10 protein-coding genes are annotated in these 12,567 nt (G+C 66.8%); 6 read left to right on the forward strand and 4 right to left on the reverse strand.

The window, feature by feature from the left end:
• Positions 1–280: 280 nt before the first annotated feature.
• The 3 genes from ACR4XJ_RS09070 to ACR4XJ_RS09080 form a co-directional block, all read right to left on the reverse strand.
• Entirely contained in the window at positions 281–1,099 is an 819-nt protein-coding gene (locus ACR4XJ_RS09070; protein ID WP_434754929.1) for a transporter substrate-binding domain-containing protein, read from the reverse strand.
• Between the two features lie 342 nt (positions 1,100–1,441).
• The gene (locus ACR4XJ_RS09075; protein WP_434754930.1) at positions 1,442–1,645 is read right to left on the reverse strand and encodes a hypothetical protein; all 204 of its coding nucleotides are present in this window, start codon (positions 1,643–1,645) and stop codon (positions 1,442–1,444) included.
• 110 nt (positions 1,646–1,755) lie between these two features.
• Positions 1,756–4,776, reverse strand: coding sequence for an NAD-glutamate dehydrogenase domain-containing protein (locus tag ACR4XJ_RS09080; protein ID WP_434754931.1), 3,021 nt, complete (start codon positions 4,774–4,776; stop codon positions 1,756–1,758).
• Positions 4,777–4,960: 184 nt separating this feature from the next.
• Here ACR4XJ_RS09080 and queF point away from each other — a divergent pair, with 184 nt between their 5' ends.
• Positions 4,961–5,527 (forward strand): preQ(1) synthase, encoded by a 567-nt coding sequence (queF, locus tag ACR4XJ_RS09085; protein WP_434754932.1) that lies wholly within the window; start codon positions 4,961–4,963, stop codon positions 5,525–5,527.
• A gap of 336 nt (positions 5,528–5,863) precedes the next feature.
• Here the strand turns inward: queF and ACR4XJ_RS09090 are convergent, their stop codons facing one another.
• Positions 5,864–8,206 carry an LPS-assembly protein LptD gene (locus tag ACR4XJ_RS09090; protein WP_434754933.1) on the reverse strand — a complete coding sequence of 781 codons (2,343 nt, stop codon included), beginning with the start codon at positions 8,204–8,206 and terminating at the stop codon, positions 5,864–5,866.
• A gap of 283 nt (positions 8,207–8,489) precedes the next feature.
• Here ACR4XJ_RS09090 and alr point away from each other — a divergent pair, with 283 nt between their 5' ends.
• The 5 genes from alr to dnaB all read left to right on the forward strand — a co-directional run bounded on the left by alr (position 8,490) and on the right by dnaB (position 12,333).
• The gene (alr, locus tag ACR4XJ_RS09095; RefSeq protein ID WP_434754934.1) at positions 8,490–9,608 is read left to right on the forward strand and encodes an alanine racemase; all 1,119 of its coding nucleotides are present in this window, start codon (positions 8,490–8,492) and stop codon (positions 9,606–9,608) included.
• A 206-nt stretch (positions 9,609–9,814) separates the two neighbouring features.
• Complete coding sequence (rpsF, locus tag ACR4XJ_RS09100) at positions 9,815–10,120, forward strand: 30S ribosomal protein S6 (protein ID WP_434754935.1); 306 nt, start codon at positions 9,815–9,817, stop codon at positions 10,118–10,120.
• A gap of 1 nt (position 10,121) precedes the next feature.
• Positions 10,122–10,385: a 30S ribosomal protein S18 gene (gene rpsR, locus ACR4XJ_RS09105; RefSeq protein ID WP_007523772.1), complete on the forward strand. Its 264-nt coding sequence runs from the start codon at positions 10,122–10,124 to the stop codon at positions 10,383–10,385.
• Between the two features lie 9 nt (positions 10,386–10,394).
• Complete coding sequence (gene rplI, locus ACR4XJ_RS09110) at positions 10,395–10,898, forward strand: 50S ribosomal protein L9 (protein ID WP_007523775.1); 504 nt, start codon at positions 10,395–10,397, stop codon at positions 10,896–10,898.
• Positions 10,849–12,333: a replicative DNA helicase gene (gene dnaB, locus ACR4XJ_RS09115; protein WP_434754936.1), complete on the forward strand. Its 1,485-nt coding sequence runs from the start codon at positions 10,849–10,851 to the stop codon at positions 12,331–12,333. The genes rplI and dnaB overlap by 50 nt, the downstream gene beginning before the upstream one ends.
• The last annotated feature ends 234 nt before the right edge of the window (positions 12,334–12,567 follow it).

Here is a 12,567-nt window from a genome sequence, read left to right on the forward strand (position 1 = left end):
AAACCGTGGGGACGCGGGCAAGGCGGGGCGGGCACGCGCCCGCCCCTGCCGGGACACTGAAAGCAATACGTTCCCGCAAGAGGAATTTTTCGCTTCTGCCAAGGAAGAACGACTTTTTATGAAGGAAGTGTACTCTTCGGTACTCGACCGGAATAAAAAGGCGTTCTGACAGCCGTGCTCTCGATGCCCGTAGAACTCGCGCTACGCGCTCGCCCAACGGGCACGCTTCGCGCCCTTCGGGTCGGTCAGGCAGAAGGAAAAAGGCCCTTGCGGCAGATTGCTACTGCACCTGCGCGCGCCACTCGGTGGACTTCATCCACTTGTTGTAGATGCGGTCGTAGCGGCCGTCGTTCTTGATCTGGCGCAGGAAATTGTCGAGGAAGTTCAGGAAGTCGGGGTCGCCCTTCTTGATGCCGAAGCCCAACGGCTCGTAGGTGAAGGGCTTGTCCAGGTGGATGGCCTTGCCCGCGCCCTGTTCGGCCATGAACACCACGTTGAAGGGCATATCGTACACCCAGGCGTCGGCCTTGCCGTTGATGACTTCCAGCGCGCCGTCGGCTTCCTTTTCGAAGGACTTGTACTTGGCCTTGGGCAGCAGGCGCTTGGTGGCTTCCTCGCCGGTGGTGCCGAGGCGCGAGACCACGGTGTATTCCGGCTTGTTCAGGTCTTCCCAGCTCTTGATCTTGCCTTCCAGCTTCTTGCTGACGATGACCGACTGGCCGACCACGATGTACGGATCGGCGAAGTTGATGCGCAGGTTGCGTTCCTGGGTCACGGTCATGCCGCTGAGGATGATGTCGAACTTGTCGCTGAGCAGGGCCGGGATCATGCCGTCGAAGTCGGTGTTCACGGGCACGAACTTCACGCCCATGGCCTTGGCCAGTTCCTTGCCGAGGTCGATGTCGAAGCCGACGTAGTTGCCGTTCTTGTCGGTCATTTCGAAGGGCATGTAGCCCGCGTCGAAGCCGACGCGCAGTTCGCCGCGCGCCACGATTTCGTTGAGGGTGGACTTCTTGGCCAGCTCGATGTCGGCGGCCATGGCGGGCGCGGCGACGAGCACGGCCACCAGCATGGCGGCCAGCAGCTTGAACAGTTTCATGCGTTCCTCCATCGGATATCGTTGAAAAACCACAACCGGCAACGCGATGCCGCGCCCCGACGCACGGCGGGCGTCGGCAATCCGCCCGAAAACGCGCGGGGCGCGGCGCAGACCCCACGGGAGCCCGCTTTGAAATTTCGTGAATGCTTGGTGCATCCTGTACGCACGGCAGGAGTTTCGTTCTCCGGCGAGGAAGATGAGCCAATTGCGGAGGGAGCGTGCGGCAGTCGTTATGCGAGCCTGCGAGCATTACGAATGGCGACCGCAGCGCGCTCTGTCGTACGTGACCGGAGCAAATGGCAAAATCTGACGACGCAGGGGGGCGAAAGGCCGCCGTGCGGACTAGTACTTGCCCTCGGTAAGCACTTCCTTGACGATCATTTCCACGCGGCAGTTCTCGCAGCGCGGCATGGGCTCTTCCGGCACCACGATGATGCGCGTGGTGCGGCACTTGGGGCACACGACCTCGACGAAGCCGCGCCTGTAACGGTCCTTCAGCGGACCGTCCTTATGGTGCCCGTCCTTGTGATGTCCATCCTTGTTCACGGCAGCAACCTCCTTCTCGCCTCCGGGCAGCGCACGCCTGCCCGCGCCCCGGAAGCGGACCCGGCATATTGGGCGAGCCCCCGCGAAAAATCAAGCCCGCACCGTGGCGGTCATTCCAACCCCAGCGCTTCTTCCGTGGCCCGCTTGCGCGCGCCGCGCTCCAGCAGGTGCACCACCGCCGTGGCTTCCGGCAACCCGCTGCGCGACACCGCCGCGATCAGGTCGCGGATGCGCACGTCCTCGCGCAGCCAGGCCCGGGCCACGCTTTCGGCGTCGCGCTGGCGCGCCAGCGGAGCCAGCCAGCCCGCGCCCTCTGCATAGACGATGCGCGAGGCCGTGTGCGCGGCCACCAGCGCGTACTGGTGCCGCAACGGGATGCGCTCGAATATCCGTTCGGGAAAGCGCTCCACCAGCACCGGCGGCAGGTAGCCCAGCAGCACCTGGCGCAGGGCCGGGTCGGCCTCCACCGGTTCGCCGCGCGCCACCAGCGCCGCATACAGCGCGTCGGCCACGGCATTCATCTCCAGCGAGATGTCCACCGATATCTCGTGCAGGGCCTTGCAGCCGTCGCAGCGGCGTATCTCGGCCAGCAGCAGGCGCGCCTCGTCGCGGGCGCGCACCCGCAGGATGTTCAGCACTTCGGCCACGAAGCGGTCCTTGTGGGCGATGAACTCCTCGTCGGTCATGACCAGTCCGCCCAGCACTTCGTACGAGGAGCAGATGACCCCGGTCTTGTTGGCCGACGAGCCGTGCACCACCAGCACCCCCCGCTCGGCCAGGCGCTTGCGCGCGTCGGGCGCCACGAACAGGTTGGCCCCCTCGATGACCGCGCGCGCCGTGGGCACCCCGCCCCGGTCGAAGAAGTCGTGCCAGTTTCGGGTGTTGACGGTGTCGGGCCGCCCCCCGGCGGGGATGAAGATGTCCGCGTGGGCGGTGTTGTGCAGGGTGTCGCGGCGGCGCACCCCTTCCGGGGTGTCGGCCGTGACCACCCACGCCCCCTCGCCGCGCAGCCGCGCCGGATCGAAGGCGCTGATGCTGCGCTGCACGTCGGCGAGGCGCAGCAGTTCGGCCGGGTCCAGCCCGTCCGGGTCCCAGGCCCCGCCGTGCCCGTCGCTTACGGCCACGACGCGCGCGTTGTCGCCGTACGCCTCGAACATCAGGCGCATCAGGTTGCCCGCCACGTCGCCCTTGGGACCGCCGGTGATCTTCACCGTGAACGACTGGGAGAAGGGATCGATGCCCAGATGGCGCAGCATTTCCTCCGCGAAGACCATCACCCCGATGCTGGTGACGCCGTACTGCTTGTGGTTGATGCCCGCCCCGGCCTTGGAACTCATGAACGCCGAGGGCCAGCGGTAGCCGCGCTGGCGGGCGCGCTCCACCATCCAGGCGATGTGCGCGGGCTGGATGTTCTCGTCCGGGCCACAGTAGATGATCTCCTCCCGGCCAAGGTAGTCCACCACGCCGGGCAGGGCCGGGGTGTCCTGGCCGGGCAGCACCACGTCCAGCAGCGAGTTGATCACCGAGGCCACGGCCAGGCCCACGTCGCCCAGGGGTTCCAGCAGGATGACCGCCTTGGCCCCGCCCTCGGGAATGTCCTTGTTCTTGACCTGCTGGGCGTAGGCCAGCCGCCGCACCTCGTCGTACAGGCGGTTCGACTCCAGTTCGAACTGCTCCTGGGTGCGGGTGGGCACCACGCGCACCCCGCCGCGCGCCATGTCGCGGTAGCGGATGTGGAAGCCGAGGCCCCCCGGCGTATGGAAGAAGAAGATGCCGAAGGGCAGTTCCTCGCCCTCCTGGCGGTAGGCGGGCGGCAGGAATTCCGGGTCCAGCCGGAAGGACAGGCCGTAGATAGTGTCCAGGAAGTAGTTGGTGCGCAGCACGTGGCGGAAGAAACGCTGGATCATCAGCAGCACGGCGCGCTCGCGCTCGTCGGCCACCCCGTTCACGGCGTCGGCGGCGTCGGCCTCCAGCCTGCGGGCCGCCGCCTCGCGGTCGCCCAGCGTGGGGTCGAAGCGAGCCTCGAACCAGTCCACCAGCGCGGCGGTCTCGGCCCGGCGGGCCAGCACGATGCGCACCACGTTCTGGGTGCTGAAGGCCCACTGGTTGTCCTTGGCCAGGAACACGTGGGCGAAGCCGCAGGCGGCCTGCAACAGCATGATGCGCTTGATGGGCCAGGATTCCTCGTCGGCGAGGATTTCCAGTTCGTGCGGGGCGAACCACTTCACCAGGCGCAGCTTCTTGCGCAGGTTCTGCCACAGGGCGGAATCGTCCAGGATCAGGTCGCCCTTGTGCGAGACGTAGAAGCTCATGATGGCCGTCTCGCCGGAGGCGTCGGAGAAGGTGTCCGCGTAGGCGCGGTGCACGGTGATGTCCAGGCGGCGCATGATCCTGGCGATTTGCAGCAACAGGCCCGTGGCCGGGGGATGGCGCATGGCCACCACGATGCGCGTCTCGCGCCGGACGTCGCAGGGCTCGGCCGACAGGGATGCCCCTTCCGGAGCCACCGGGGCGCCGGGCGCGGAGCACTGCTCGATGAGCAGCCCGGTGTCGTCGCCGCCGCCGATCTCGCGCAGCAGCCGGAAATGGCGGGCCGCCCGCACCGGATCGAACTTTTCCGCGTATTCCGCGTTGGCGGAGGCCAGGAACGCCGCAAAGGGCGCAAGGTCCGTCTCCGGCAGTTCGCCGCTGGCGCGCATGGCGTCCAGGGCGGAGCCGAACAGGCCGTCGCCGTCGGCGGTGCGCAGGCTGCCCGCGCGGGGCTGCGGGGCCAGCAGGAATTCGTTCAGCCCCAACTGTCCGTCGGCCGTGGTGTAGATGCGCGCGGTCTCGATGTGCTCGCCCAGCAGCCCGGCCAGAATGCCGTGCAGATCGCGCGAGGCGGAGGGGGAAATGTAGGTGATCTTGCGGCCGTCGGGGCTGGCCAGGCGCACCGCGTGGTTGTCCGTGACCACCCGGCCGGAAATGATGGCCTGGAGGTGGTGCACCTGCTCGGTCACCGAATGGGTGCGCAGGTAATAGTCCGGCATGTTGGCAAAAAACCACGGCACCACCTGATCGGCAATGCCGCCAAGCCCGCCCTTGACGAGCGAGAGCGCTTCTTCGACACCTTTGGCATGCGGTTCGGCCATGGAAGTTCCTCCGTCACGGGCGGTTTACCGCTCAGGATAGCGCAATGGCCCGCCGTGGCAACCGTTTTCTGCCGCCTGCCGTGGTTGTCGTCGGTACCACCATGGGCGAACCGCCCGCACCGCTTGCCAAGCCCGGCCCCAGCGGCCACAATGCGCGCATCATATTCCCACGGGAGAGCATCGCATGACCACGAAGAACGACACCCGCGCGTCCGGTTCCGCATCGAGCCCCGCATCGGACTCCGCCAACGCCCCCTATACCCGTAGCCAGGACCAGACCGGGCACCTGCGCACGCTGGGCGTGAAGGCCGACTATCCCCAGGCCGGACCCGGCCCGCACATCCTGGAGGCCTTTCCCAACAACTTCCCGGACCGGCCGTACATCGTGAGCATCGGCTTTCCGGAATTCACCTCGCTGTGCCCGGTGACCGGCCAGCCCGACTTCGCCACCATCGTCACCGAGTACATCCCCGACCGGCTGTGCGTGGAATCCAAGAGCTTCAAGCTGTACATGTTCGCCTACCGCAACCACCAGTCGTTCATGGAGACCATCACCAACACCGTGCTCGACCACATGACCGAAGCCCTGGATCCGCTGTGGTGCCGGGTGAAGGGCCTGTTCACCCCGCGCGGCGGCACCCACCTGCACGTGTTCGCCGAGCGCTTCAAGCAGGTGGAGGCGGAACGCGCGACCATGGTGCGCGAGATGGTTTCGGAGTGGAAACGCGAGAGCGGACGGCATACGGCGTAGCGCCCGCCAAGACCGAAGAAGCAGGAGCAGGGAAGGCAAGGAAAAAATGCGGGAGGGCACCATTAAGATGGTGTCGTCACGAGCAGAGTTTTTGTTCTCTGCTAAGGAAGAATGCCCTTTTGCGACGGGAGTGCGGCAGCCGTTAGGCGAGTCTGCGAGCCTTACGGCTGGCGACCGCAACGCGCTCTTTCAGTACTCGACCGGAGCGAAAGGGCATTCTGACATCTCTGCTCTCAATGCCCGTAGGACTCGCGCTGCGCGCTCGCCCAACAGGCACGCTTCGCGCCCTTCGGGTCGGTCAGGCAGAGGGCAAAAAGACGCTCGTGGCGACACCATCTAGTCGCTGAGGCCCGGCAACACCACCAGCACCTCGTAGCGTTCCTCGTCGCGGTCGAAGGTGGTTCGGCCGATGATCTTGAAGCACTGGTGGTTATAGATGACGTCGAAAATCCGCTCCAGGTCGCGGCCTTCGTCGATGTCCACGCGGTATTCGCCGCCCACGCTCCACGGCCCCCACACGGCGGCTTCGCCGCGCAGGTACAGCGAACTGATGTCCTTCGCGCGCGTCCTGCGGTACTCGTCGAGTTGGGCACGCCAATTGTAGCCCAGCCGCAACGTGCCCCGTTCAGGGTCGATGAGGGCCAAGCTGTGGTCGTGCTGGGTGGAATCGCCGGTGTAAGGAGACCACGCCGTGCGGCTGCGCCACGACAGCCAGGCCACCGGGAAGTATTCCACCTCTGCCAGGTAATCGAGTACCGGGCGGCGTTCGTAGGTGTCCAGTTCGTCGTCGCGGTTGGCCTCGCGGATGTCGTAGCCGCTCTGCAACTTCAGGCGCAGGAACTCCAGATAGTCGGTGGCCAGGCCCGGCTCCGCCTTCCCTTCGTCGTTGGCCTTCATGCGCACCATCTCGCGCTTGCGCGTGAACACGTTGGTTATGGAATAGACCAGTTCGTTGCGCGCGCCGATGCGGTCGTCATCGTCGTAGCGGGGGTTGTCGTGCTGGTCCACCAACGGAAAGTTGCTGTATTCCACGCGCGGCTGCACCGCATGGCGGATGCCGGTCCAGCGGCTCTGCCCCGCCTGCTCGGCCGACAGCGTGAGCGGCGCGCCCTCCAGGTGGTAGACGCGGGCGAATTCGGTGGAGGCCGTCACGTTGTAGTCGGGCAGGGTGCGCCCCTCGCCGGAGGAGTCGCCGCCGTCGCCGGGCAGGCTTTCACGGCGCTCGGTATCGTACACGGTCTGGCGCAGGCCCACGGTGGAGATTACCGAGCCGTACTTGCCGTTCACCGGCAGCACCATCTGCGGATGCACCTCGTGTCGCGCGCCCTGGGTGCCGTTGCGGCGGTGGAAGTACACCGACTGGGCCGAAGCCTGCACTTCCAGCGGCAACCCCTCGAACAGGGCGCCCCGGTGCAGGTACACGTCGGCCTCGGGCAGGCGCTGGGGCAGGGAATCCTCCGAGTAGGCCCGGTTGCCGTGGCCCAGTTCCGGGTCCTGGTCGTACCGGCCCCCCAGAGCCACGGACACGCGGTCCCAGTCGCGGGTCAGCATGACCTGGCTGGTGCGGTAACGGTCGCGTTCGTTGATGTCGCGGCCGAACAGTTCGAACAGGTTGTCGCGCGAATCGCCGAACCCGCCCAGCCCCCGCTTGAACTCGCGCAGGTAGTTCTGGTCGGACACGAAGTCCAGGTCGCCCTTGAGCCGCCAGCGCGGATCGCCCAGGCGCGTCTCGAACATGCCGCGCAGCCAGTACCGCTCGTGGTTGGTGCGGAGCAGGCCGTCATTGCTGTCGATGGGGTCATCGCCGTCGCTGTCCACCACCTCGTTGTCGTACAGCCAGTCGAAGCGCAGCCAGGTGGTCTGGTCGGTGGTGGGCCGGGCGCGGTACTCCACGCCGTGCATGAACCCGCGCTCGGACATGAAGTATTCGTTCAGGGTCACGTCGCTGGTTTCATCCAGCACCCAGTAGTACGGCTGGTTGTAGTAGAACCCGTCGCGCGAGCTGATGCCGTACTGCGGCATCAGGAAGCCCGACTGGCGGGTGCGCTTGGCGGGCATGACGAAATAGGGGGAATAGGCGACGTCGTTGTCCTTCACCTGGAAGTTGGAGCGCCACAGGCGGGCGTAGCCGTCGATCTCGACCACGGCCTCCTCGGCGGTGAGCGCCCAGGCCGGGGTGTCGCCGTCGCACACGGTGATCTTGGCGTTGGTGAAGGTGTAGAGGTCGCCCCAGTTCTTGTCGATGCGCTCGCCCGCGAAGTAGGCGTGGGGGTCGCCCATGAAGATGCGGCCGTTCTTCATCCAGCCGGTGCGGCTGCGCAGGTCGAACTCGGCCTCTTCGGCGGCGATGTCGTCCTTGCCGAAGTGCACCTCGACGTTGCCCTTCAGGTACACCCAGTTGGTGGTGGAGTAATAGCGGATGTAGTCGGCCTTCAGGTAGTCCTTGCCGCGCCGCAGGGCCACGCGGCCCTCGGCCTCGATGATCTTGCTGTCGTTCTGCGTGGTGACGGAGTCCGCCGTGAGGTTCCAGGTCACCTCGCGGTCGTCCTCTGTGCGCATTTGCAGCACGTTGGGCTGCGCCTGCTGGGCGTGCGCCCCGCCCGCGAACAGGATGCCGGAAAGCAGCAGGAACACATACGCCGCGAACCCGGCGAGCGGGCGGAATCTGCCGTCTGTCATGCGCAATCCGGATCATCCGGGCAGGCGCCCGGTTTATGAAGTCACGTGGGTCTCCGGTCCCCCGGCGCGGCGCGTCGCACCTGGCGCGGCGGGGACGTCGAAGATGTTGAATGTCGCGGCGCGAGGGGGTACAACCGCTCCCTGCACAATACCGGGACCGCAGTCGTTTACCATAACTTTCCCGGCAGGAAAAGCCGCCGGGAGCCCCCGGTCCCGGCGCCTGCCCGTTCCCCTTCCCGAGCCGTCGCCGGATTCCCTGGCCGGCCCCGAGCATGGAGCCCGCATGACCATCGCCTACAACAAGCTGTCCGTCCGCGTGCGCCTTGGCGCGCTGCGCCGTAATTTCCAGCGGCTGCGCCGCATGGCTCCCGCCGCCATGCCGGTGATCAAGTCCGACGCCTACGGACACGGCCTCATGCCCGTGGCCCGCGCGCTGGAAGCCGCCGGGGCCGACGCCTTCGCCGCGGGCACTGTGGGCGAATGCGTCCAACTGCGCGACGGCGGCATTCCCGGCCGCATCGTGGCCCTGCTGGGCGCCACCGACGCCGACGACGCCGAATGCTGCGTCGCCCGGTCCATCGTGCCCGCCGTGTATTCCGCCGACCAGCTGGAACTGCTGGCGTCGCGCGCCGCGCCCGGCCAGCAGGTGGACATCGCCCTCAAGTTCGACACCGGCATGGCGCGCCTTGGCTTCACCGAGGCCGACCTGCCCGCCCTGCTCGACCGGCTGCACGCCCGGCCCATGCTGCGCCCGGTGCTGGCCATGTCGCACCTGGCCGTGTCCGACGACCCGGAGCGGGCCGACTTCACCCGGCAGCAGGGCGAAGCGTTCGCCCGCATCCTGGCCGGGGTGCGCGCCGCCTGGCCCGCCGCGCAGGGTTCGCTGGCCAACTCCGCCGCGCTGCTGGCCCATCCGGAACTGCACTTCGACGTGCAGCGCCCCGGCATCGCCCTGTACGGCTCCAACCCCTTGCGGGGCACCCCCCAGGCGCACCACGGGGACGGGCTGGAACCGGCCATGGACGTGACCGCGCCCATCCTGCAGGTGCACCCCCTGCCCGCCGGGCGGTCCATCAGCTACGGGCGCACCTTCACCGCCCCGCGCGGCATGACCGTGGCCATCGTGGCCACCGGCTACGCCGACGCCTACAGCCGGGGACTTTCCGGCAGGGGGGCCATGACCGTGCACGGCCGCCGCGTGCCCATCCTGGGCCGGGTGTGCATGCAGATGACCGCCGTGGACGTGTCGGACGTGCCCGGCGTGGCCGCCGGGGATGCGGCCCACCTGCTGGGCGGCCCCGGCGAGGCCCTGACGCCCGACGACCTTGCGGACCTGTGGGGCACCATATCCTATGAGGTGCTCTGCCTGCTGGGCATGAACCCGCGCACCCACGAGGAATAGGCGCACGGCGGGACTGGTCCGAGTCGGCCGGAATCTCCCGGAGTCGCCCCCGATGCGACCAACCGGGAACCGACCATCCCCGCCCGGCCTTGTCCCGCGCCGCCAACAGGGGTGTTGACACCCGCGCGGCCTGCGACTATAGACCCTGTTTCTGCCTTGCTCGCCCCCACGTGAGGGGCGGGCCAAAGCCCACAAGGAGGAATCCCATGAGGAAATTTGAAACGCTGCTGCTCCTTTCCCCGGAGCTGGCCGCGGATGCCCGCGAGGCGCTGCTCGGCACCCTCACCGGCGTCGTCGAGCGTGAACAGGGCAAGATGGTCACCGCCGACCACTGGGGCATGCGCGACCTCGCCTACCCCGTGCAGAAGCACATGCGCGGCTACTACGTGCGCCTCGAATACCTCGCCCCCGGCGAGGCCGTGACCGAAGTGGAACGCAACATCCGCATCTCCGACGGCATCTTCAAGTTCGTTACCGTCAAGCTGGCCGACGCGGTCGAGGAGGTTGCGTAACATGGCCTTCAAGAAGAAGTTCACCCCGCGCCGCAAGTTCTGCCGCTTCTGCGCCGACAAGGACCTGCCCCTCGACTACAAGCGCGCCGACATCCTGCGCGACTTCATCACCGAGCGCGGCAAGATCATCGCCCGCCGCATCACCGGCACCTGCGCCCATCACCAGCGTCTGCTCACCCGTGAAATCAAGCGCGCCCGTCAGATGGCCCTCTTGTTCTACACCGCGGGTCACTCCAGCGACGTCAAGAAAAAGAGCCAGATCTAGGAGGATGGGATGAAGCTGATCCTTCGTGCTGACGTTGAAAACCTGGGCCGCCTCGGCGACGTGGTGGTGGTGAAGCCCGGTTTCGGCCGCAACTTCCTGTTGCCGCAGGGCCTGGCCATGCTGGCTTCCGATGCCAACCTGAAGGCGTTCGAACTGGAGCGCAAGAAACTTCAGGCCAAGATGGACGCCCTGCGCACCGCGGCCTCCGACCTGTCCGCCAAGATCGCGGCCACCGAACTGGTGATCCCCGTTCGCGTGGGTGAAAACGACAAGCTCTACGGTTCCGTCACCACCGCCATCATCGGCGACGCGCTGGCCGAAAAGGGCGTGGACATCGACCGTCGCCGCATCCTGCTCGACGCCGCCATCCGCACCCTGGGCACGCACGAAGTGCGCGTCCGCCTGCACGCCGACGTGGTGGCCACCCTGAACGTCAAGGTCGTTGCCGAAGACAAGGTGAGCGATGCCGCAGAACCCGTCGTGGACGCCGAGCCGGAAACCCCGGCCGAATAGCCGCACCGATTCCGACGCCGCCTCCGCCTACCAGGGCGGGGGCGGCGCTCCCGATCCGACGGAACGCGCTTCCGCCGATCTGTTGCGCCGAGTCCCCCCGCACAGCACCGAAGCCGAACAGGCCGTGCTCGGGGGGATTCTGCTTCGCAACTCGGTGCTGCATTCCGTGGTCGACACCCTGCGGCCGGAAGACTTCTACCTGCCCGCCCACCAGCAGATCTACGACGCCTGCCTGGAACTGTACCGGCGCAACGCCCCCATCGACCTCGTGACCATGGCGGAATACCTGCAATCGCAGAGCCGCCTGGAAGGGGTGGGCGGGGCCGTGTACCTTGCGGAACTGGCCCAGTCCACCATCAGCGCCGCCAACGCGGAGCACTACTCCACCATCGTGCGCGACAAGTCGTTGCTGCGCTCGCTGATCGGCGCGGGCTCCGAGATCATCAGCAACTGCTACGACGCCTCGCGCGAGGTGCAGAAGCTGCTGGACGAATCGGAGCAGGCGGTGTTCGCCATCTCCGAGCGGGTCAGCGGCAAGATGTTCCGCAGCGCCAAGGAAATGGTGAACAAGGTCTTCGAAGACCTGGTGAAGCGCTGCGACCGCAAGGAAGTGGTCACCGGCGTCACCACCGGCTTCGTGCAGCTGGACCAGATGACCTCGGGCCTGCAACAGTCGGACCTGATCATCGTGGCCGCGCGCCCCTCCATGGGCAAGACCGCCTTCGCCCTGAACATGTGCCTGCGCGCCGCCGTGAACCAGAACGTGCCGGTGGCGGTGTACTCCCTGGAAATGTCCATGGAGCAGCTGGTCATGCGCATGCTCTGCTCGCTGGGCAAGGTGGACCTTTCCAAGGTGCGCAAGGGCTTCCTGGACGACGAGGACTGGCAGCGCCTGTACCACGCCGCCGACGTGCTCTCGCAGGCGCCCATCTACATCGACGACACCCCGGCCATCACCACCCTGGAACTGCGCGCCCGCACCCGCCGCCTGAAGGCGGAACGCGGCGTTGGCCTCGTCATGGTGGACTACCTGCAATTGATGCGCTCCGCCCGCCGGGTGGATTCGCGCGAACTGGAAATTTCCGAAATCTCGCGTTCGCTGAAGGCCCTGGCCAAGGAACTGAACATCCCGGTCATCGCCCTGTCGCAGTTGAACCGCAAGGTGGAAGAGCGCACCAACAAGCGCCCCATGCTTTCGGACCTGCGCGAATCGGGCGCCATCGAGCAGGACGCCGACGTGATCATGTTCATCTACCGCGACGACGCCTACAACAAGCGCGACGACAACCCGCGCAAGGGCATCGCGGAAATCATCATCGGCAAGCAGCGCAACGGCCCCGTGGGCGTGGCCGAGCTTGCCTACCTGCCCTCGTACACCGCGTTCGAGGATTTGACGTTCGTCCCGCCGCCGCCCTCGGAGGGGTATGGGGATTGATTGATGGGGCTGCCGCAAGGTGGCCCCTTTTGTTTGGTGGCGTACGAGGCGGGGGAATAGGGTGCTGGCCGGTTGGGGGGGGAGGGAGTTTCGTTGCACCCGGCCTCTACGAAGACAGTTCTGCCCTTTTGAGCACCCTCGATTTCGTTATGCCTCCGGCGGGCAAGGGGCCATGAAACGATGGCCCCTTGCATCCCCGCGTTCCAGGGGGGCTTCGCCACCCCTGGACCCCCA

Origin of the sequence: Nitratidesulfovibrio sp. D1, from assembly GCF_051133415.1 — a bacterium.
Lineage (GTDB): Bacteria > Desulfobacterota > Desulfovibrionia > Desulfovibrionales > Desulfovibrionaceae > Cupidesulfovibrio.

Coding starts and splice junctions, on each gene's coding strand:
- rplI (WP_007523775.1), top strand. CDS start 10,395: ATGAAGCTGATCCTTCGTGCTGACGTTGAAAACCTGGGCCGCCTCGGC.
- rpsF (WP_434754935.1), top strand. CDS start 9,815: ATGAGGAAATTTGAAACGCTGCTGCTCCTTTCCCCGGAGCTGGCCGCG.
- rpsR (WP_007523772.1), top strand. CDS start 10,122: ATGGCCTTCAAGAAGAAGTTCACCCCGCGCCGCAAGTTCTGCCGCTTC.
- queF (WP_434754932.1), top strand. CDS start 4,961: ATGACCACGAAGAACGACACCCGCGCGTCCGGTTCCGCATCGAGCCCC.
- alr (WP_434754934.1), top strand. CDS start 8,490: ATGACCATCGCCTACAACAAGCTGTCCGTCCGCGTGCGCCTTGGCGCG.
- ACR4XJ_RS09090 (WP_434754933.1), bottom strand. CDS start 8,206: ATGACAGACGGCAGATTCCGCCCGCTCGCCGGGTTCGCGGCGTATGTG.
- ACR4XJ_RS09070 (WP_434754929.1), bottom strand. CDS start 1,099: ATGAAACTGTTCAAGCTGCTGGCCGCCATGCTGGTGGCCGTGCTCGTC.
- ACR4XJ_RS09080 (WP_434754931.1), bottom strand. CDS start 4,776: ATGGCCGAACCGCATGCCAAAGGTGTCGAAGAAGCGCTCTCGCTCGTC.
- dnaB (WP_434754936.1), top strand. CDS start 10,849: ATGCCGCAGAACCCGTCGTGGACGCCGAGCCGGAAACCCCGGCCGAAT.